Raw genomic sequence first — 19,962 nt, forward strand, 5'->3', positions numbered from 1 at the left:
CAGATGAAAATGGGCAGAATTGGCGCGTTCAATTGCACAGACCTGCAATATGCAGAGGTCTCCGAGTTTTGAACCACACCGGATCAGCCTCCCACAATCGGACCACAATGATGAACCCGCAGGACGCCCGGGAGCACATAGCCATGTGATTATCAAAAACGACCGGAAGGCAATGCAATGATCGGACGCTGGAAAGCCGAGTGGGAATCCAAAAAGAAGCTTTTCGAAGCCGAGAGCGGCAAGAAGAAGCCCTCGGAAAAATATCTTGGTTATTTCCGAAAGAGTTCCGGAGTTTCCAGTGCCTTTGGCACGCTCGACAAGGCCTATGAAAAGGTGCGGTCAGCCAAACCGGACAAGCGGATCGCAGCACTCAACACTTTCGAGGCAGCCCTCAAAGCTGCGGAACGGACATGTATGGACTACATGAAAATCCTGCAAAAGGAGGCAGCCAAGGAAAGCTCGAAACGCGATCTCATCCACCTCTTGAAAGTCTTGCAGAAAGACATGGACGCATGTCTGGAGACAGCCCGGGCACAACTTGTTTCGGGCAAGGAGATTACCCGCAACGACGGCAGCGTTGATCCCACAAAGATCATGCAGGAAAAGTCCCTTCGGGCCATGCTGAAGGGTGCAATCAAGAAGGCAGCCCTTTGGATTCAGGTGGTGGAACGCGATGTGGACCCGGCCGAGTTCAACAAGGGGATCCAGAAAGTCACCCGCGACATCACACAAAACCTCGGCAACCTGATCAAGACCCAGCAAAAGGGCTCCAGGGAAGAAAAGGCCATGGCCGCTTTGTTGAAAGAGCTTCTGCCCTGGGCAAATGGCGGCAAGAAACTGGGCGCAAATGCCGACTTCGAAGATGTCATTCCCGAGCTCTTCAAATTGAAGAAGATGCTGGCCGCCCTTGCAAAGGTATAGTGCCGGCCAGCGGCCCGGAGGAGGCGGCTATTCAGCCGCCTCAAGCCGCGCCGGGTCGTAGTTGAGGATCGGTGCGAGCCAGCGCTCGGCAAAGGCCAGATCCCAGCCCTTGCGCATGGCGTAGTCGGCGACCTGATCCTGCTCGATCTTGCCGACGCCGAAATAGTGGCTGTCCGGGTGGCTGAAATAAAGCCCGGAGACGGATGACCCCGGCGCCATGGCGTAGCTTTCGGTCAGACATATGCCCGTATGGTTTTCCGCGTCGAGCAAGCGGAACAGGGTTTCCTTTTCGGTATGATCCGGTTGGGCCGGATAGCCCGGTGCCGGGCGGATACCCTGATAATTTTCGGCAATGATATCCTCTACCGCCAGGTTCTCGTCCGCAGCATAGCCCCACAGGTCCTTACGGACGATCTGATGCAACTTTTCGGCAAAGGCCTCCGCGAGCCGATCTGCGAGCGCCTGCGACAGGATCTTGTTGTAGTCGTCATTTGCACGGGCATAGCGGGCGGCAAGCGCGTCCTCGCCGTGACCGGCCGTCACAGCAAAGCCCCCGATCCAGTCCGAAATGCCGCTGTCTTCCGCCGCCACGAAATCGCCCAGCGCCACATTGGCCCGTCCCCCGGCCGCCCGCGCCATCTGCTGGCGCAAGGAATAGAAAGTGGCACGTGTTTCGGACCGGTCCTCACCGGTGTAGACCCGGATATCGTCGCCAACCGCATTGGCGGGCCAAAGTGCCGCGATGCCGCGCGCGCTCAGGAGCTTCTTATCGACGATCTCGTCCAGCATCCGCCGCGCATCGTCGTAAAGAGCGGTCGCCGCCGGTCCGTAACGGTTGTCCCGCAGCACCTCCGGAAAACGGCCCTTGATCTCCCAGGTCGCGAAGAACGGCGTCCAGTCGATCAGCGGCACCAGCTCTTCAAGCGGGAAATCGTCATAGACCGTTGCGCCGGGTTTCTTCGGCTGAACCGGCGTGTAGCGGTCAAAATCCGGTTTGAAGGCATTCTGGCGCGCTGCCGCAATGCTAACCCGCTGACCGCCGCCGCGCGAATTGGCGTGCTGCTCTGCGATCTGCGCATATTCACTGCGCACGTCCGCATAGTAGGGCTCCCGCCCGTTCTCACTGACAAGCTTGGTGGCCACACCGACCGCACGGCCGGCATCGGTGACATAGATCGCCTGCCCGCGCTTGTAGTTCGGATGGATCTTGACTGCCGTATGGATCCGGCTGGTGGTCGCGCCCCCGATCAGAAGCGGCATGTCCATGCCCTCCCGCTCCAGTTCGGCTGCAACATGGCACATTTCATCGAGCGACGGGGTGATCAGGCCGGACAGACCGATGATGTCGACCTTCTCTTCCCGCGCCGTTTCCAGGATCTTTGCGGCCGGAACCATGACGCCGAGATCAATCACCTCGAAGTTGTTGCACTGGAGCACGACGCCGACAATGTTCTTGCCGATGTCATGGACATCGCCCTTGACCGTTGCCATCAGGATCTTGCCTGCAGACGACTGTCCTTCCAGGCCAAGCTCTTCCTTTTCCTTCTCCATGAAGGGCATCAGATAGGCGACAGCCTTTTTCATCACCCGCGCGGACTTGACCACCTGCGGCAGGAACATTTGCCCCGAGCCGAACAGGTCGCCAACCACATTCATGCCGTCCATCAGCGGGCCTTCGATCACATGAAGCGGCCGGTCGAAGCTTTGCCGCGCCTCTTCCGTATCCTCTTCAACATAATCGGCAATACCGTTGACGAGCGCATGTTCCAGCCGTTTGGCGACCGGCAGCTCCCGCCAGCCGAGATCGGCCTTTTTCTTCTTGCCGCCCTCGCCCTTCCAGCGTTCGGCCGCCTCCAGCAAGCGGTCGGTCGAATCCTCCCGTCGGTTGAGAACGACGTCCTCGCAAAGCTCGCGCAACTCCGGGTCCAGCTTGTCATAGACCGCGAGCTGACCGGCGTTGACGATGCCCATATCCATGCCCCGGGCAATGCAGTGATACAGGAACACGGAGTGCATCGCCTCGCGCACGCCCTCATTGCCGCGGAACGAGAAGGACAGGTTGGACACCCCGCCGGACACATGGGCATGGGGCAGGTTTTCACGGATCCAGCCGGTCGCCTCAATGAAGTCGACGCCGTAATTGTTGTGTTCCTCGATGCCCGTTGCGACCGCAAAGATGTTCGGATCGAAAATGATGTCTTCGGGCGGAAAGCCGACCTTTTGCGTCAACACGTCATAGGAGCGTTTGCAGATCTCGGTCTTGCGTTCAAACGTGTCCGCCTGACCCTTCTCGTCAAAGGCCATGATGACAACGGCTGCGCCATAGCGGCGGATCAGGTTGGCATGCTCAATGAAAGCCTCCTCGCCCTCCTTCAGCGAAATGGAGTTCACCACGCCCTTGCCCTGCAGACACTTGAGACCGGCCTCGATCACCGTCCATTTGGAACTGTCGACCATGACCGGCACGCGGGCAATGTCCGGCTCGGCGGCAACCAGATTGAGGAAGGTGACCATCGCCTCTTCCGAGTCGAGCAGGCCTTCATCCATGTTGACGTCGATGATCTGGGCACCGTTTTCAACCTGCTGGCGGGCAACATCCAGCGCGGTCGCGTAGTCCCCTTCCTTGATCAGCCTTCGGAACTTGGCCGATCCGGTGACATTTGTCCGTTCGCCCACATTGACGAAATTGGTTTCCCTGGTAAGCACGAACGGCTCCAGCCCGGAGAGCCGCATGTGGCGGTCGATCTCCGGGATCTGCCGCGGTGCCTTGCCTTCGACAGCCTCGGCAATCGCCCTGATATGAGCGGGCGTTGTGCCACAGCACCCGCCGACCATGTTGACGAGACCGGAAGAGGCGAACTCCGCGATCAGCCCGGCCGTATGCTCCGGACTTTCGTCATACTCTCCGAATTCATTGGGAAGACCGGCATTCGGATAGGCACAGACGAGCGTGTCGGCGACCCGGCCGAGCTCGTCGATATGCGCACGCATTTCCTTGGCCCCAAGCGCGCAGTTCAGCCCGATGGTCAGCGGATTGGTGTGGCGCACGGAATTCCAGAAGCCTTCCGGCGTTTGGCCCGAGAGAGTGCGGCCCGAAAGATCGGTTATCGTGCCCGAAATCATGACAGGCAGGATCTTCCCCGTTTCCTCGAACACTTCATCGATGGCAAACAGCGCCGCCTTGGCGTTGAGCGTGTCGAAGATCGTCTCGACCAGCAAGATATCGGCACCGCCGGCGATCAAGCCACGCGCGGCCTCCGCATAAGCAATCCGTAAATCGTCGAAAGCCACCGCCCGGAAGCCCGGATTGTTCACATCCGGCGAGATTGACGCGGTCCGGTTGGTCGGCCCCAGCGCCCCGGCCACAAAGCGCGGGCGGGCGGGGTTCCTCGCCTCCACCAGATCGCAAGCCTCACGGGCCAGCCGTGCGCCTTCATGGTTCAGTTCATAAGCCAGAGCTTCCATGCCGTAATCGGCCTGGGCAATGGTGGTCGAGGAGAACGTATTGGTCTCGACGATATCGGCACCAGCCTCCAGATAGTCGACATGGATCTGGCGAATGGCATCGGGCTGGGACAGGCTCAGGAGATCATTGTTGCCCTTCACATCCTGTTGCCAGTCCGCAAAACGCGCCCCGCGATAGGCCGCTTCGTCCAGTTTCAGGATCTGGATTTCGGTGCCCATGGCCCCGTCCAGCACCAGAATGCGTTTCTTGGCGAGGTTTTGAAGGCGCTCAAAGGCGTCGGACTTGATCACGGGGGGGTCCTTCCCAGGATTCTTAATCTGGTATGTGTTCTGGCACCGGCGAGACGCCGGTTAAGCGCCTTGCCACATTTTCTTGTCATGCCCTTCAGGCATTGCGCACTTCTGCGGCTCTTGCTTCGGCCCGGAGGACGTCAGCGCGCGCAGCGCGTGATGTCAGGCCGCAACCTTTTCCGGCGCCTGGTGACCCATTCCGAGCATGTGGCAAATCGCATAGGTCAGGTCCGCCCGGTTCATGGTGTAGAAGTGAAAATCGGAAATGCCCCGGTCGACCAGATCCATCACCTGTTCGCAGGCGATCGAGACGCCAACCAGCTTGCGGGTTTCCGCATCGTTCTTGAGGCCTGCAAAGCGGCGGGCCAGCCAATCGGGGATGGACGTGCCGCACTTTGCGGAAAACACCATGGTCTGCTCGAAATTGTGGATCGGCAGAATGCCCGGCACGACCGGAATGTTGATACCCGCTGCCGCAATCCGGTCGAGATAATCGTCAAACAGGTCATTGTCGAAGAAATACTGGGTGATGATCCGGTCGGCGCCCGCATCGACTTTCCGCTTCAGATTGTCGATCTCGATCTGCCAATTGCCGCTTTCCGGGTGCTTTTCCGGATACCCGGAAACGGAAATGTCGAAATTGGCGATGTTCTTGATGCCCGCCACCAGATCGGAGGCATAGGCATAGCCTTCATCATGCGGCTTGTAACGTGCGCCGATGCCTTCCAGCGGGTCGCCGCGCAGGGCCACAAGATGGCGGACACCCAGATCCCAATAGTCCCGGACGATGGCATCAACTTCCGATTTCGGAGACCCGACACAGGTCAGGTGGGCTGCCGGTGCCAGACCGGTCTCGTTCAAAATGCGCTCAACCGTCGTATGTGTGCGCTCGCGCGTCGATCCGCCCGCGCCATAGGTCACCGACACGAAGGACGGCGCAAGCGGCTCCAGACGCTGGACCGTTTCCCAAAGGTTGGCTGCCATCTTGTCGGACTTGGGCGGAAAAAACTCAAACGAAGCTGTGATCGGCGCAACAGCGGTCTGGCGCGAGCGCCTTGCGGCAAAGGGAATGGTCGTTGTCATGTTCAGGCAACCTCTCGGGAAGGGTCTGCAAGAGGGACATCCGTCACGATGCGGCGGTCCCGGGCAAGCCAAAGGGTAACAGTCAGTTTGGTATCGGAACTGTCGGCTGGAGCGAGGTCGGTGACTGCATCCAGATCCAGTTCCAGCGTGTCGAGCCAGCGCTCCATCTGGTCATGGGAAAAGCCGAGGCGGCGATGGGCATGGTCTTCGCGCAGAAACTCAAGGTCATGCGGGGCGAAATCGATGATCAGCAGACGGCCGCCCGGACGCAGGGCACGGGCCGCTTCGGCAAGTGCCCGCGCCGGATCGTCCAGATAATGCAGCACCTGATGGATGGAGATCAGGTCGAACGACTTGGGCGGGACGGCCAGCGCGCAGATATCACCGTGACGCACCTGCGCATGGGCGAGACCGGATTGCGCCAGATTGGCCCGCGCCACGGAGAGCATCTCCTGCGAGGCATCAATCCCGAGGCCTGACACATAATGCTCGCGCAACAGATCCAGCAGCCGTCCGGTTCCGGTTCCCAGATCCAGAAACGACTGGAACGGTGTATCGCCGACCGCTGCCAGCAACGCGGCTTCCACATCCGCATCGGGCGCATGGAGCGAGCGTTCCTGATCCCATGTCTTGGCCCTGCGGGCAAAAAACGCTGCCGCCTCTTCGGCCTTCGCCCGGCGCAGCGCCTTGAAGCGCTCCCGGTCGGCGACCAGAACCGGGTCCTCCACCGACATCCGGTTCACCAGATCCCGCGCAAGATCGCCGGACGGGCCATCGGTCAGACGATAATAGACCCAGGCTCCTTCCGGGAAGCGCAGGATCACCCCGGCCTCGGTCAGGAGTTTCAAATGACGGGAAATCCGAGGCTGGCTTTGGCCCAGAATGGCCGTGGCGTCTTTCACGGTGAGTTCGCTTTCGGCCAGAAGCGCAATCAGCCGCAGGCGCGTCGCCTCGCCCGCTGCACGCAGCACGCCCAGCGTTGCCTCCACCGAAAGTGCCTTGTCCTGTTTTCCACCCGCCATCTCGCCACCGAATTTCCATGTGCTGATATAAAGATATCTTTATACGATATTTTTACAAGTGGCAAGTGCGTGAGACCGAAGCGGCTCGAGAAATCCGTTTTGCCCGCCCGGGCACGGAAATCCGGGTTATCCGGAATGCGTTCGAATTGGACTAGCCGTGCTCTCGAACAGGCAAAGCACACAGCTCGGAAAAGGAGCAATACGCGCCGATCCGTAGCGTGGCCTGACCCTTGTCACTGCACAGCAACAACTCCCGAACACCGGTCGCCGATAGACCGTTCGATCAGTCGCAAATTTGCGGATCAATCAAGCTGATACAAGCCGTCAAGCAGGTTGAATCGTGCCCCTGCGCGAAGACCCCTTGGCGAAAGCCGCCCCCACATCAAAACGCACTTGCAAGGTTTTAATGGCACGGCCGAAGGTGTTTCATTCCGCAGGCAGTGCCCCGCCACGGCAGCAATTCCATTGACCTTGCTTACGCCGCAGGAGCGCGAAACTGCAATCCGGCGATCACGCCGCGCAGCTCCGCAAGCCCGCGCATCCGGCCGATCAACGGATAACCCGGATGGGCCCTGCGGGCGGCATCCCCCAAAAGCTCATGTCCGTGATCGGGACGGAAGACGATGTCCGCATCAAGCCTCCCGGCGCTCCGGCGCCGCGCTTCTTCCCGCAACAGCGCATCAATCACCGCAGGCATGTCCGTATCGCCTTGCAGGTGTGCGGCTTCTTCAAAAGACCCGTCCGGGTCCCTGGTAACGTTCCTGAGGTGGGCGAAGGGGATTTTTTCCGCAAACCGGCGCGCAATCGCCGGAACGTCATTGACCGGATTGGCCCCGAGCGAACCGGTGCACAGGGTAAGGCCATTCGCGCGGCTGTCGCAGGCCGACAGGATCCAGCCGATGTCGTCGGCAGTCGAGACAATACGCGGCAGACCCAGAAGATCGCGCGGCGGATCGTCCGGATGGACTCCGAAACTCAAACCCAGCTCTTCGGCAGCCGGAATGACCTCGTCGAGAAACCTCTTGTAGTTTGCGCGCAAGGCCTCGCGATCAAGCCCGCGATAGGGCGCCAGAGCCTCCTTCAAGCCAACGGCATCATAGCGCGGATAAGCACCGGGAAGCCCGGCCATGATGGCAGTGACCAGGCCGTCCCTCTCCGTATCGCTTGCCGCATCGAACCAGGCCTTCGCGGCCACTTTCACGTCTTCGGCATAATCCGCCTCGGCCCCCGGCCGCTCCACCATGTAAAGTTCGAGCGCAGCCATCTTGTGGACCGAAAACCGCAGGCAGGTGCCACCGCGCCGGACGGGTGCCGTCAGATCCGTCCGGGTCCAGTCCAGCAGGGGCATGAAGTTGTAGCAGATGACCTTGATGCCTTCGGCTGCCAGATTGGCCATGGATTGCCGGTAGCTCGCAAAAAGCCCGGAAAGATCGCCCTCCCCGCGCTTGATCCTTTCGTGGATCGGCAGGCTCTCGACCACGGTCCAGCCGAACCCGGCCTCCCGGATCTGCGCCTTGCGCCGGGCAATCACCTCGCGCGGCCAGACCGCACCGTATTCGATCTCGTGCAGGGCGGTGACGATCGATGCTGCACCGGTTTGCGCGATTTCCGGCAGGGTGATCCGATCAAGCTCCCCATACCAACGCCAGCCTTCGATCATGTCAGGTCCTTCAGGGTTCGGGTCACGCCTTGCGCTGTCAATGCCTCATAGGCGGCTGCAACGGGCGTTTTGATCTTTCCGGCCAGTTCGGGGTCAAAAACCGGTTCCAGCCCCAAAAGCGCTGCAACCTTTTGGTCCGGCGTTGTCCCGCTTGCCGAAAGCGCCTTCAACTGGCTGGCCAGCGGGTCCCGCACGTCGATCGGCCGCCCATGCAGATCCTGCCCGCCCACGTAGATCATCCAGGCCGCAACAGCGATCAGAAGCCTTGGGCTTTCAACGCCGTTTTCGGAATTATCCTTGACGGTCGCCAATATGCGCTGCGGCAATTTCTGGCTGCCATCCATGGCGATCTGCCAGGTCCTGTGCCGGATCGCCGGAGTCGCATACCGGGTGAACAGGACTGCCGCATAAGCGGCGAGGTCGGCACCAGCCGGAGGCGAAACCGAAGGGATGATTTCAGCCTGCCACAGGGTCTTGACGAATGTCTCGAAAACCGGATCCGCCACTGTCTCCGCGATTGTTTCGTGGCCCGCGAGAAATCCAAGATAGGCAAGAGCTGAATGCGTGCCGTTGAGCATGCGCAGCTTCATTTGCTCGTAAGGCGCTACATCCTTGACCATTTGCACGCCTGCGGCCTCAAGGGCCGGGCGCCTGTCCTTGCCATGGGCGGGCACGAAGTCGTCCTCGATCACCCATTGCCGGAACGGTTCATGAAACACCGGTGCGGCATCGTATGAACCGGTCCTTGCCGCCAGCGTTTCGATGTCCTCAGGCTGCGTGGCCGGAACAATGCGGTCGACCATGGTCGAGGGAAAACGGGCTTCCGTCCCGATCCAGCGGGCAAGCTCCGGGTCGAGGCGTTCGGCAAAGCCGAGCACAACCTTGCGCACCAGACGGCCATTATCCGGCAGGTTATCGCAGCTCAAAACCGTAAAGGGCGGCACCCCCATGGCCCTCCGGCGCGCCAGTGCCCGCACGATGTAGCCCGGCGCGGATACCGGAAGCGCTTCCGAAAGATCCCGCTGGATGTCCGGGTGATCCGGCTTGAGCCCGCCGGCCACCGGATCGTGGCAGTAGCCTTTCTCGGTTACTGTCAGACTGACGATCCGGATATCGGGATCAGACATGCGCTTCAGGACAGCTTCCGGGTCGCGCCGCGCAACAAGAACATCGCAAACGCTCCCGATCTGCCGGACGGTATTTTCCCCGGGCTGCAATTCGACGGCATTATAGACGAAACCCTGTGGTGCCAGTTGGCTGCGCATGCGCGGGCTCTGCAGGCTGACACCGACAATGCCCCAGTCGCCGCCTGACTGCGCCATCGCTTCCTCGATGAAGATCGCTCCATGTGCCCGGAAAAACGCTCCAAGCCCCAAATGCACGATCCCGGGCTTTGGCGCCGGACCTTGCTTCCGCTTTATCCGTGGCAATTCTGAGTGCACTCAGGACCTCCCCGAGGACCGCACATGGACCGGCAATGACACAAACACCCATGTCCCGGCCGATCGGCGGACCCGACGTTTCCCCGTTCCAGACACAAGACCAACACGCCCGTTCTTGAGACTGGAAAACTGGTATGCTAGTCGGAAAATCGAGTCAACGAAGGGAGGCCGATGGTAAAGCATAGCGCTCTCAACGTGTTGAAACAGATGGTTACCCGCTCGACCACCATCAGGGTGCCGGAGGCGTTTCCCGGTCAAGCCCGGCTTTTGAAACGGCTTCCGGAAATGGCACTCCCGAACATGGAAATGAGTATGTCTGCTGGTGGCCCTCGATCGCCCGGGCAAAATGCGTTGGTCACACTGTTGCCAGGAACAATCGGCCACCGGACACCCGCCCCGAATTGCGGCAGACAAGCGCCGGGGCCCAGCAGGGCCCGCGGACCATTTTGAGGAGTGTTTCATGGCGCAGACCTTTCTGGCCATCGGCGAGTGCATGATCGAATTGTCTCCTCAAGACGGAAACAGCCTCACGGTCGGGTTCGCGGGAGACACCTTCAACACCGCCTGGTATGCGCGCCGCCTTGCGGCACCGGACGCCCTTTCCGTTTCCTATTTCACAGCCCTGGGTGATGACGAAATGTCGTCGCGCATGATCCGCTTCATGGAAGAGGCCGGCATCACGCCCAACATTGCCGAAATCGAAGGCGCCTCGCCCGGCCTTTACATGATTTTTCTCGAGGAGGGCGAGCGCCATTTCCAGTATTGGCGCTCCCAGTCCGCAGCCCGCCAGCTCGCCAGCCACCTCGACAGGCTTCCGGCGCTTCGCTCCGGCGATCTGGTCTATTTTTCCGGAATCACCATGGCGATCTTGCCGGAAACCGGCCGCCAGAGCCTGCTTGCCCGGTTGCGCGGACTTTCAGAAACCGGTGTCAGGATTGCATTCGATCCGAACCTGCGCCCGAAGCTCTGGAACACGGCAGCTGACATGATCCGCTGGACCACCGAGGCCGCAGCCGCCGCCGAGATCATCCTGCCGTCTTATGCCGACGAGGCGGACCACTTCGGTGACTTGGCCCCGGAAGACACCGCCAAACGCTATCTGGACAACGGATCGGCCATAGCCGTGGTCAAGGACGGCTCCGGGCCGGTCACCGTCAGAACCGCCGGGAGGTTCGCTTTTCAATATCATCCGGAGAGCCTCGACACGGTCGTCGACACCACAGCGGCAGGCGATTCCTTCAACGCAGGTTTCCTGGTGGAATATCTTTCCGGAAGCGGGCTGCATCATGCGGTCGGCACCGGCTGCAGGGTCTCACGCCAAGTCATCAGCAACCGCGGCGCGCTGGTACCGGTCTCCCTGAGCGGGACGGTTGGTGACGCGGCAAAAGTACCCGGTTGACCGCGAGACCAGCTGACCAGACTGGACAAGGCCCCCCGTTATCGCGACTTCGGCGGTGCCGCCGGTCACTCGACAAATTGGAAATGGACAGCACCTGATGATCAGCTTCGAGGACTTCGACCTGTCCGGCATGACCATCAAGGACGATGAAAACTCAGCGTCACACGGCTGCGGTGACCTGAATCATAATCCTAGATCACCGATCAGGCCGGAAAGGAGCTCTATGCCGCGGGCGATCACGAAAACATCGTCCGGCGGCAGACCGGAACTCTCGATATCATCGATGAAGAGATCCACCTGCCAGATCGCATACATGTCTTCCTTGGCCAGACGATTGCGCCCGGTCACGTTCTGGTAGTGCGGTTCGAGTTCGAGCGTGAGCCTTTCCATCGTCTGCATCAGACGCTCAAGCGCCTGCTGCGCCTCTGCGCTGCGGGCATGGTCGGCGAAGACCTTTTCCAGATAGGCTTGAAAAATCTCGATATAGGCATCCAGTGTGTCGTACATGGCCCCTCCGGTATCGGCATTGTATTAAATACGAAATGACTGCAGAGAGTTAAGGGGAAAATGCCGAACGGGCCATTGAATTCGTCACAGCTGAATCACGGTTCACCCGGATAGCATTCAAGGCGTTTTCCGGGTTTCCCGATCCAGTTAGAGATCGGCTGCCTGTAATGGACAACAAGACCAAATCACCAAAACGGGAACCGGCAAAAGGTGCTCTGAAAGAGAAGTGGTGGGCCCGGAGGGACTCGAACCCCCAACCAATCCGTTATGAGCGGACGGCTCTAACCAGTTGAGCTACAGGCCCTGAGCCAAACCGGAAGCCATTGTTCCCGCTTGACCGAGGTTTTCGTATAGCATGGTGCCGGAATGGGGCAAGATCAAAAAAACCTGCCACACAAGTCATCACCAGATGAGGCGGTTCGAAAGCCGGCAGCAGACACCGCCGCGGGCACGCGGTTCACCGCCACAGGACCAACTTCGTGCCGTCCGCCAGTTTGCCGTCCATCCGGTTGGCCTCGGTGACCCGGAGATCGGCGATCTGCTCGCCAAAACCCGACAGCACCAGATCGGTGCCGCGCAGCGACCATGCGTTTGCACGCGACAACTCAGAGCCGAAGCAGCCGAAACTGCGGGCAGATTGCCTGCCTGAAAAGCTCCGGGCTTCCAGGGTCACCCGGCAGGTCTTGCCGTTGACCGAAACTTGCCAATCCCCCGGATAGCCCGCCGGGTTGTCGGCATAAACGGCATTGTCCGGCACGGTCTCTGGCGGAGCGCTCTGCCCCAGCACCACATTGGCGAACGCAGCGGCGGCTTCCAGCGAATTGTCGGTCCGTGTCGTCGTTGTCTCCCGGTGGGTAACGCCGTTTTCATCGGTCCACTCACGGGTGTGCCGCTTGACCCTGTTTTTGGCAATCAAACCGTCATCGTCTGCCGGCATTGGCAGCAGAATGGGTTGACCGGCGGCCGTGGTTGCCAACGGTTGCGCGCCCGGTGCGCCCGCCTGGCAACCTGCCAAACCCGTAGTCACAATCATGAAGCCGAGAACCAGAGAGCGGCGCGCCATGCGATATCCTGACAATTCTTACAAGGTAAGAGACGCTTATCAGAATGTGACCGCGTTTCAAGACCCGGCAAGGTCCGGGCCGGATCGGGGATTTGCAGACCACACCTTTCCGGTGTACGCCAATCAGACCTGCTGTTCCGATCCTGATACGAGGCCGCCCAGATCATGCGCTCTCCCCTTGTAACCGTGACCATGAGCGTCGTGCTGGTGTCGCTGATCGGGTGGCTGCTGGTCTCCGGGCGCTCGCTGCTCCTGCCCTTCGTGATCGCGCTGGTCGTCTGGTATCTGATCAACGCCCTCTCGCGCGGATTTCAATGGATCCCGTTCGGCCGCTGGCACCTGCCGGCCTGGATCGCCTTTCCGCTGGCGCTCGCCACAATCTTCGGTGCCGCCACGTTCATCCTCGACATCGTGACGGTCAATCTGACCCAGCTGGCCCAGGACGCACCAACCTATCAAAAGCGGCTTGAGGAAATCTTTCAGCAGTTCTCGGAACTTGTCCGGCTGAACGACCCGGTTGAACTCAAGGACCTGATGCCGGATTCAATCGTGCCGCGCATGGTGACCGCCGGTGCGGGCTTCGTGACCACGCTGGCCAGCTCCGCCAGTCTCGTGTTCATTTACGTCCTTTTTCTGCTGCTGGAGCAATCGACCTTCGACCGGAAACTGGAACGGTTGTTCACCAACTCGGACAAGGCGCGCGCCGCGTTTGCGCTACGCGCCGAAGTCAACCGGTCGGTTATGCATTATTTCGGCATCAAGTCGGCCGTCAGCATCGCAACCGGCCTGCTGACCAGTCTGATCCTGACCCTTGTCGGCCTGCCCTATGCGGCCCTGTTCGGCTTCATCGCCTTCATCCTCAACTACATTCCGACAATCGGATCCCTGATCGGGGTGATCTTTCCAGCCCTCCTGGCCCTTGTCTACTATGACAATCTCCTGCCCTTTTTCCTGATTTCGACCGGCCTCGGCCTGATGCAGTTCTCGATCGGCAATCTGGTCGAGCCGCGCCTGATGGGGTCGAGCCTCAATCTTTCCGGGCTGGTGATCATGCTGTCCCTGGCGTTTTGGGGTGCCATCTGGGGCGTTGTCGGCATGGTGCTTTGCGTGCCTTTGACTGTCGTCATCGTGATCATCTGCTCGAAGTTTCGCGCCTCCCGCCCGATTGCCGTGCTTTTGTCGGCCAATGGCGATATCGGCGAAGAACTGTCGCCGGAGCTTTACGGTGGAGATGGCTCCGGTCCCGCAACGTCGCCAAGGGGATGAACGGCAGATGAACCGGTTCGCCATTGCCGTGCCGCACTTGTCCGTCAACTCTCGGCTGCAACCGCATATCTTTTCACGAAAGGACGTTTTCACAATGCCTGTCTCCCATCGTTTACCGGCCGGCCGGTCTCCCAAGGCGCGTCACATGCTTCCTGTCATGCTGGTTGCGCTCGGCACCGTCTTTTCTCCGTTAAGCGCGGCTGCGGATCAGGCCGCACCGGTTGCAACGATTTCCATTGACGGACGCGGCCAGGTGACAGCGGCTCCGGATATGGCCGTTGTCACGACCCGAGTGGTCACCCGGTCGGAAGAAGCGCCGGATGCCTTGAGCGAAAACACGGCGGCGATATCGAAAGTGATCGAAGACATCAAATCGGCGGGCATAGATGCCAAGGACATTCAGACCAGCGGTTTTTCGATCTATCCGCGCTATGACCGGTCGCCGCAATCGCAGAACCAACCACCCAAAATTGACGCCTATGAAGTCACCAACGGGGTGACCATCAAGATCCGGGACCTCGACAAGCTCGGCAAGATCCTGAACACGGTGGTCCAGAGCGGGGCCAATTCCGTGGGCGGTATAAGCTTCCAGATCAGCGACCCGCAAGACAAGCTGGATGAAGCCCGCAAGGCCGCAGTGGACGATGCCAAGGCACGCGCCGAACTCTACGCCGAAGCCGCGGGCGTGGAACTGGGCCGGGTGCTGTCGATTTCAGAAGGCGGAACGGCCAGCCCGCGGCCCGTGTTTGCGGCCCGGGAAATGATGATGAAAGCCGATTCGCCGGTGCCCATCGAAGCGGGTGAAAACACCTTGAGCGCCAATGTGTCGATCATCTGGGAAATCGAGCCCAGCCGGTAAGGCATCCCGCAATCGCGGACAATTGCCGGACCATGACCGGCAATTGTTCCGTCCTGGCTAAAGTCTTCGCCACCACACCTGCATCGGTTTTTCGGTTTCTTCCGCCTCGCCGACATCCTGCCATGGACAATGCGCCACAACGCCCCGGAGCTTGTCGTATCCGTGTTTTTCCCAAAACCTGTCAAGATACGGCACACTTCCGGGCCCGGGGCTATGGTTTTCAGACCGGATGACGCAACAAAGCATGCTGGTCTCATAACCGAGGCGTTTCGCATGCTGCTCATATGCCACAAACATCTCATGGCCCAAACCGCGCCCCCGATACCGGTGATCCAGCACGATTTCGGCAAGATAGAATATGCTGCCGGTGTCGTGACCACGCGATTCGAGCGGTTCCCGATACGCGCTGAGTGCGTTCTTTAATGGCTTGCCAGCAACTGTGCCAATGAGGCAGTTGCCATCAAAGCCACCAACCGTAAGGCCTTCGGAAAGCTGCGCTTGACGCCTGAGATAGTTGTGCTCGAAGGCAAGGGAACCCGCATCAAGGTAAGGCCATTCCCGGAACACGCGCATTCTAAGCGTTGCGAGCTCTTCAATTCTTTGCACCTGTTCGGCAGGGGTCAAAGTTCTGATCTCGACAGGCATAAACGCACCCTTGGATTTGGCCGCGAAGTACAACGAGGCTACGGCAAGGTTTGGTTCCGCTCATGATCGCGAAGCGCGCCTCAATATTACCCACCCAACACCCAAAAGATGCAAATCAACTCTCACCAGACCAACCCGGAACCTTAATTGTGTTTTTACCCATTAAGGAAAACACCCTGGACATTCTCGACTAGAGCTTGTGCCACCAGACCTGCATCGGCTTTTCGGTTTCTTCCGCCTCTCCGACATCCTGCCACGGAAAGTGAACGACGGCGCCCTCCAGCTTTTGATAGCCCCGCTTTTCCCAAAAGGGATCGAGAGGGCGGTAATCGGCCGGTTTCAAGGGATGATCGCCGGGACGGACAACACCGCAGAAGGTAGCATATTCGTAGCCAAGACGGCGCGCGTGGGCCTCGCGCTCGTCAAAGAACCTGTGACCAATCCCCTGCCCTCTGAAGGCCGGGTCCAACACGGATTCTGCCATGTAGAAAATCTTGTTCACGTCGTATCCGCGCTCTTCGAACGGCCTCCGGAACTGGATCACCTCGTCTTCCATGGGCTCTCCGGTCGCGGCCCCGACCAGCCGGTCACCGTCGTAAGCCCCTACGATGATAGCGCCCTCGGTATCGACATAGCGCTGCAGGTATTTCCTTTCGTAGGCCAGCGTGCCATCGTAAAGATAGGGCCAGGCCCGAAATACGGAGATCCGCAATTCGGCAAGACCGCCCAGCGCGTCCACCAGACCGGAACCTGTCAGGGTCCTTATTTCAATCGACATCCAGCCACCCTTAAGTTATTTGCCGCCTATATATGCTACTTAGCCGCGAAAATGAATCATTGAGGTTTTCGCGTCAAAACGTTATGTAAGTTGCTCCGGTTTCGAGGTCGATACCTCATTTACTCCGGTTTCATCTGCTGGTTTGGGAGAGCGAAATGAAAACAAGCGCCCTCGTCGAACTGGGGATGGACTTGGAGGCTCGTGCTGCAGAAGGCGCCAAGCGCGTTGCCGAGCCAAGAAGCATCTCCCAGAGTGAAGACAACAAGACGGCTCCGGCTGCCGCCGATCCTGCGGACGACCGCCTGGACCATTTCATAGAAAAAGACGGCGTCCACTGCGCAGGCGCGCACTTGATCATCGACCTCTACGATGCAGAGCGCCTTGATGATCTGAACCACATGGAAACAACCTTGCGAACCTGTGTCGATGAGGCCGGGGCAACGTTGCTGCACATCCATCTGCATCCGTTCGAACCGACCGGGGTCAGTGGTGTGGCCGTTCTGGCGGAAAGCCACATCTCGGTTCACACCTGGCCGGAGGCGGGTTATGCAGCCTTCGACGTTTTCATGTGCGGTGATGCCAGGCCGGAAAAATGCGTCGAGGTGCTCGAAAACGCGTTCAAGCCGGGCCGCACCGAGGTATCCGAACTTCTGCGCGGCAGGAAAGTGACATGAATGACGGTCTGACATTCAACGAGACGCTCTACCCGGGACTCAAGGTCTCCTACAGTTGCGAGGACATCCTGTTCCAGCAACGCACCGAACATCAGGATCTGGTGCTGTTCACCAACCCGGTCTTCGGCAAGGTCCTGATGCTCGACGGCATCACCCAGGTCACGACCGCAGACGAGTTCATCTATCACGAGATGATGTCCCATGTGCCGCTGTTCGCCCATGGTGCTGCCCGAAAGGTGCTCATCGTCGGCGGTGGCGACTGCGGTTTGGCGGAGGAAGCGCTGAAGCACAAGAAGCTGGATCATCTGGTTCAGGTCGAGATCGACCGCTCCGTCGTCGATTTCTCCCGTCAGCACTTCAACGATTTCAATGCTGGCGTTCTGGATGATCCGCGCTTCGAACTTGTCATCGGCGACGGCATGAAGTTCGTATCGGAGACGGATCTCACATTCGACGTCGTCATCGTCGACAGCACCGATCCGCAGGGACCCGGCGCCATTCTGTTCTCGGAGGCGTTCTACCGGGCGGTGCATCGCTGCCTGAAGCCCGGCGGCATCCTGGTAACGCAGAATGGCGTGCCGTTCCTGCAACGCGGCGAACTGGTTACCAGTCTGGAGCGTTTCACCCGGATCTTTCAGGACGGGGCGGCCTATATCGCGGCAATCCCGACCTATTTCGGCGGACACATGACATTGGGCTGGGCGAGCGACGACGCAACCCTGCGCAAGGTGCCGCTCGCGACCCTTGAAAAGCGCTTCACGGCCGAGAACTTCCAAACCAGATACTACACGCCGGAAGTCCATCAGGCCGCTTTCGCCCTGCCCCGCTTCATTCTGGACGCGGTTGAGGAGGGACGGGAAAAAGGCCGCAGCTAATTGCCGTCGCTCAAATACAGGCCGTGTTTCGCGGCCTGACACAAATTGAATTCGGCCGCCCCGTGTCTTTCAGCCCCCGCTCGCGCTCCGCAACAGAGGGGCTTAAAAACCCTGATGCGTTTGTTTCAAGTTCAGTAAAACCGATAAGGGCACACAACACCTGATACTGAATAACGTTTCAACTTTTAATAAATATCGTATCAATAATTTTTACACGATTGCAGATCGTCCAAGAATATCCAGATAATATTCATTCCCCCAACCGATAATTTTTCCTTCCGCAATTTACTGCGTGGGATGCAACCAGCATCACGAGACCAGTTATGACACCTCAAGCAAACTATTGGCATTTATGGACAGACGATCAGGGCATATCTCACCAAACACAATGTGAATTCAAAGGGTTTGTGACCGAGGTTTTCGCGCCGCCCTCTCCCCCCACCCATATCGACAGGTTGAAGGTCACACCGACCTCCATGGTGGTCGGGGTCCTGGAGCCGGGCAAAGTCTCCCATTGGCACAAAAACCCGAAACCACAGTGGATCATACCGCTGTCGGGCCGCTGGTATGTCGAAAGCATGGACGGCACACGGGTGGAAATGGGACCGGGCGAGATTTCGTTCGGCGAAGACCACACCTCGGAACCCGATGCCCAAGGACGCATCGGCCATCTGTCGGGAGCAGTGGGTGATGAACCGGCCGTTTTGCTGGTCGTCCAGATCGAAGACGACCCGGCGGCGGGCGGCCAGTGCCGGTTTTGATACCCTACCCAAGATCTCCCAAAATCGACGTTTTGCCATAAGGAAGCCTTTCAAGACACACTCTGCCCTGAAAGGCCTTCCCCGAGAAAAAGTGCTTCAGCTAGAGCAACTTACACTGTATTGCACTTCGCGCTTGAATTTGCCGGGCCTAGTCTCGCGCCTCCAGCCAGATCCGCGCTGTCTCCATGTTGCCCGACAAGACGCCTTCGGCGAGCTTTCGGCCGACAACTGCCCCGAACTTGTAGCCATGGCCGGAACAAGCGGAAACGGCCACCAGTCTGCCAAAGTCCTTCAGAAAGAAATGCTCATCCGGCGTGAAGGTGTAGGCACAGGTCGCAACATCCGCGATCCCGTAGTCCGTAATGCGCGCAAAGGGCGGCGCAAAGTAATTGCGGATCTGTTCGCCCTCCCCCGGAGCTGCCGTCCGATCCGCATCCGGCGGGCCTTTGCGCTTGTGAATGCCGGCCCCGACTTTCAGACCGGTCCCGGCAACAGGCGGCAGCACATAGCCGTCCACGGTCCCTCCGACATCGAGAATAACCGGCCCGGCCTCCCAGGCGGAACGCAGGTCCTCGGGCGGGGTCAGATAGGCAACCGCCGTCCGGTAGGTTGTCAGCGTCCCTGACAATTCCGGAAGCAAGCCAAGCACCCAGGCTCCGGCGGTGATAATCACCTTGTCCGCCACCAGACGGTCTCCATTGGCAAGGGTCACGGCGCCTTCTCCCGCATCAACGGCCGTGACCATTGCATGTTCCATGACCGCAGCCCCCTGCGCCTTCAGCCAGTCGCGCAGACCGGACGCAATCTTCCGGCACAACAAGACCCCGCCTTCCTCACTGAAAGCGCCGAACCGGATGGTATCACTGTCGATGAAGGGATAACGATCTGCCGTTTGTGTGGGGCTCATGCTCTCGAACGGATACCCGCCCGCGGCCAGCCCGTCCCGGTATTGCTCCCCTTCATCACCTTCAACTTGCGACAACAACAGGAAACCGGTTTCGGCCAGATGACTTGCGCCCAGATCGTCCCACAGCCTGTCCCAGGCGGCAAAGGCTTCCCCCATGCGCCGCTGATATCCGCCCTGACCACCATAAGCCCTGCGGATGATCCGGTGCTGATCGCCTGACGCAGACATCGGATTGGGGATCGGCCCCTGTTCGATAAGAGTGACACCGACACCCTGCTTGGTCAGAGCCCAGGCAGTGCTCAAGCCGGAGATCCCGGCCCCAACGATAATGACGTTCATGAATG

The 19,962-nt window shown here is 59.5% G+C and carries 17 protein-coding genes and 1 tRNA gene; 7 read left to right on the top strand and 11 right to left on the bottom strand.

Annotated elements, in window-relative coordinates; genetic code table 11:
* Positions 1 to 177 precede the first annotated feature (177 nt).
* Entirely contained in the window at positions 178 to 921 is a 744-nt protein-coding gene (locus tag E1297_RS26445; RefSeq protein ID WP_155143568.1) for a hypothetical protein, read from the top strand.
* Positions 922 to 948: 27 nt separating this feature from the next.
* Here E1297_RS26445 and metH read toward each other — a convergent pair whose 3' ends face one another.
* From metH to E1297_RS26470, 5 genes are all read right to left on the bottom strand, one after another.
* On the bottom strand, positions 949 to 4,677 hold the full coding sequence (gene metH / locus E1297_RS26450; protein WP_368669684.1) for a methionine synthase: 3,729 nt from the start codon (positions 4,675 to 4,677) through the stop codon (positions 949 to 951).
* A 162-nt stretch (positions 4,678 to 4,839) separates the two neighbouring features.
* Positions 4,840 to 5,760: a methylenetetrahydrofolate reductase [NAD(P)H] gene (gene metF / locus E1297_RS26455; RefSeq protein WP_155143570.1), complete on the bottom strand. Its 921-nt coding sequence runs from the start codon at positions 5,758 to 5,760 to the stop codon at positions 4,840 to 4,842.
* Between the two features lie 2 nt (positions 5,761 to 5,762).
* Positions 5,763 to 6,782 (bottom strand): metalloregulator ArsR/SmtB family transcription factor, encoded by a 1,020-nt coding sequence (locus E1297_RS26460; protein ID WP_196223412.1) that lies wholly within the window; start codon positions 6,780 to 6,782, stop codon positions 5,763 to 5,765.
* Between the two features lie 475 nt (positions 6,783 to 7,257).
* A complete protein-coding gene (gene uxuA / locus E1297_RS26465) occupies positions 7,258 to 8,442 on the bottom strand; it encodes a mannonate dehydratase (RefSeq protein ID WP_155143572.1) in 1,185 nt (394 codons plus the stop codon).
* Positions 8,439 to 9,884: a mannitol dehydrogenase family protein gene (locus tag E1297_RS26470; RefSeq protein ID WP_368669686.1), complete on the bottom strand. Its 1,446-nt coding sequence runs from the start codon at positions 9,882 to 9,884 to the stop codon at positions 8,439 to 8,441. Before E1297_RS26470 ends, uxuA begins: the two co-directional genes overlap by 4 nt.
* A gap of 460 nt (positions 9,885 to 10,344) precedes the next feature.
* Between E1297_RS26470 and E1297_RS26475 the strand changes: the two genes are divergently transcribed.
* Entirely contained in the window at positions 10,345 to 11,283 is a 939-nt protein-coding gene (locus tag E1297_RS26475; RefSeq protein WP_155143574.1) for a sugar kinase, read from the top strand.
* A gap of 183 nt (positions 11,284 to 11,466) precedes the next feature.
* Here the strand turns inward: E1297_RS26475 and E1297_RS26480 are convergent, their stop codons facing one another.
* From E1297_RS26480 to E1297_RS26490, 3 genes are all read right to left on the bottom strand, one after another.
* Positions 11,467 to 11,790 carry a hypothetical protein gene (locus E1297_RS26480; protein ID WP_155143576.1) on the bottom strand — a complete coding sequence of 108 codons (324 nt, stop codon included), beginning with the start codon at positions 11,788 to 11,790 and terminating at the stop codon, positions 11,467 to 11,469.
* 227 nt (positions 11,791 to 12,017) lie between these two features.
* A tRNA-Ile gene (locus E1297_RS26485) sits at positions 12,018 to 12,094 on the bottom strand.
* A 153-nt stretch (positions 12,095 to 12,247) separates the two neighbouring features.
* A complete protein-coding gene (locus E1297_RS26490; protein ID WP_155143578.1) occupies positions 12,248 to 12,853 on the bottom strand; it encodes an AprI/Inh family metalloprotease inhibitor in 606 nt (201 codons plus the stop codon).
* Positions 12,854 to 13,018: 165 nt separating this feature from the next.
* Between E1297_RS26490 and E1297_RS26495 the strand changes: the two genes are divergently transcribed.
* Positions 13,019 to 14,119, top strand: a complete 1,101-nt coding sequence (locus E1297_RS26495) for an AI-2E family transporter (protein ID WP_155143580.1) — start codon at positions 13,019 to 13,021, stop codon at positions 14,117 to 14,119.
* A gap of 145 nt (positions 14,120 to 14,264) precedes the next feature.
* Positions 14,265 to 14,978, top strand: coding sequence for an SIMPL domain-containing protein (locus E1297_RS26500; RefSeq protein WP_209016011.1), 714 nt, complete (start codon positions 14,265 to 14,267; stop codon positions 14,976 to 14,978).
* Between the two features lie 57 nt (positions 14,979 to 15,035).
* Here E1297_RS26500 and E1297_RS26505 read toward each other — a convergent pair whose 3' ends face one another.
* Both E1297_RS26505 and E1297_RS26510 read right to left on the bottom strand, forming a co-directional pair.
* Positions 15,036 to 15,623, bottom strand: a complete 588-nt coding sequence (locus E1297_RS26505; RefSeq protein ID WP_155143584.1) for a GNAT family N-acetyltransferase — start codon at positions 15,621 to 15,623, stop codon at positions 15,036 to 15,038.
* 190 nt (positions 15,624 to 15,813) lie between these two features.
* The gene (locus E1297_RS26510) at positions 15,814 to 16,401 is read right to left on the bottom strand and encodes a GNAT family N-acetyltransferase (RefSeq protein ID WP_155143586.1); all 588 of its coding nucleotides are present in this window, start codon (positions 16,399 to 16,401) and stop codon (positions 15,814 to 15,816) included.
* Between the two features lie 155 nt (positions 16,402 to 16,556).
* Here E1297_RS26510 and speD point away from each other — a divergent pair, with 155 nt between their 5' ends.
* From speD to E1297_RS26525, 3 genes are all read left to right on the top strand, one after another.
* A complete protein-coding gene (speD, locus tag E1297_RS26515) occupies positions 16,557 to 17,075 on the top strand; it encodes an adenosylmethionine decarboxylase (RefSeq protein WP_155143588.1) in 519 nt (172 codons plus the stop codon).
* Positions 17,072 to 17,950 (top strand): polyamine aminopropyltransferase, encoded by an 879-nt coding sequence (gene speE, locus E1297_RS26520; RefSeq protein ID WP_155143590.1) that lies wholly within the window; start codon positions 17,072 to 17,074, stop codon positions 17,948 to 17,950. Before speD ends, speE begins: the two co-directional genes overlap by 4 nt.
* Before the next feature lie 323 nt (positions 17,951 to 18,273).
* Positions 18,274 to 18,711 carry a cupin domain-containing protein gene (locus E1297_RS26525; protein WP_155143592.1) on the top strand — a complete coding sequence of 146 codons (438 nt, stop codon included), beginning with the start codon at positions 18,274 to 18,276 and terminating at the stop codon, positions 18,709 to 18,711.
* 148 nt (positions 18,712 to 18,859) lie between these two features.
* Here the strand turns inward: E1297_RS26525 and E1297_RS26530 are convergent, their stop codons facing one another.
* Entirely contained in the window at positions 18,860 to 19,957 is a 1,098-nt protein-coding gene (locus E1297_RS26530; RefSeq protein WP_155143594.1) for an FAD-binding oxidoreductase, read from the bottom strand.
* Positions 19,958 to 19,962: the final 5 nt, after the last annotated feature.

The sequence above is a fragment of the Roseibium sp. RKSG952 genome (assembly GCF_009711355.1).

Coding starts and splice junctions, on each gene's coding strand:
- E1297_RS26445 (WP_155143568.1), top strand. CDS start 178: ATGATCGGACGCTGGAAAGCCGAGTGGGAATCCAAAAAGAAGCTTTTC.
- metF (WP_155143570.1), bottom strand. CDS start 5,760: ATGACAACGACCATTCCCTTTGCCGCAAGGCGCTCGCGCCAGACCGCT.
- E1297_RS26460 (WP_196223412.1), bottom strand. CDS start 6,782: ATGGCGGGTGGAAAACAGGACAAGGCACTTTCGGTGGAGGCAACGCTG.
- uxuA (WP_155143572.1), bottom strand. CDS start 8,442: ATGATCGAAGGCTGGCGTTGGTATGGGGAGCTTGATCGGATCACCCTG.
- E1297_RS26475 (WP_155143574.1), top strand. CDS start 10,345: ATGGCGCAGACCTTTCTGGCCATCGGCGAGTGCATGATCGAATTGTCT.
- E1297_RS26480 (WP_155143576.1), bottom strand. CDS start 11,790: ATGTACGACACACTGGATGCCTATATCGAGATTTTTCAAGCCTATCTG.
- E1297_RS26490 (WP_155143578.1), bottom strand. CDS start 12,853: ATGGCGCGCCGCTCTCTGGTTCTCGGCTTCATGATTGTGACTACGGGT.
- E1297_RS26495 (WP_155143580.1), top strand. CDS start 13,019: ATGCGCTCTCCCCTTGTAACCGTGACCATGAGCGTCGTGCTGGTGTCG.
- E1297_RS26500 (WP_209016011.1), top strand. CDS start 14,265: ATGCTTCCTGTCATGCTGGTTGCGCTCGGCACCGTCTTTTCTCCGTTA.
- E1297_RS26505 (WP_155143584.1), bottom strand. CDS start 15,623: ATGCCTGTCGAGATCAGAACTTTGACCCCTGCCGAACAGGTGCAAAGA.
- E1297_RS26510 (WP_155143586.1), bottom strand. CDS start 16,401: ATGTCGATTGAAATAAGGACCCTGACAGGTTCCGGTCTGGTGGACGCG.
- speD (WP_155143588.1), top strand. CDS start 16,557: ATGAAAACAAGCGCCCTCGTCGAACTGGGGATGGACTTGGAGGCTCGT.
- speE (WP_155143590.1), top strand. CDS start 17,072: ATGAATGACGGTCTGACATTCAACGAGACGCTCTACCCGGGACTCAAG.
- E1297_RS26525 (WP_155143592.1), top strand. CDS start 18,274: ATGACACCTCAAGCAAACTATTGGCATTTATGGACAGACGATCAGGGC.
- E1297_RS26530 (WP_155143594.1), bottom strand. CDS start 19,957: ATGAACGTCATTATCGTTGGGGCCGGGATCTCCGGCTTGAGCACTGCC.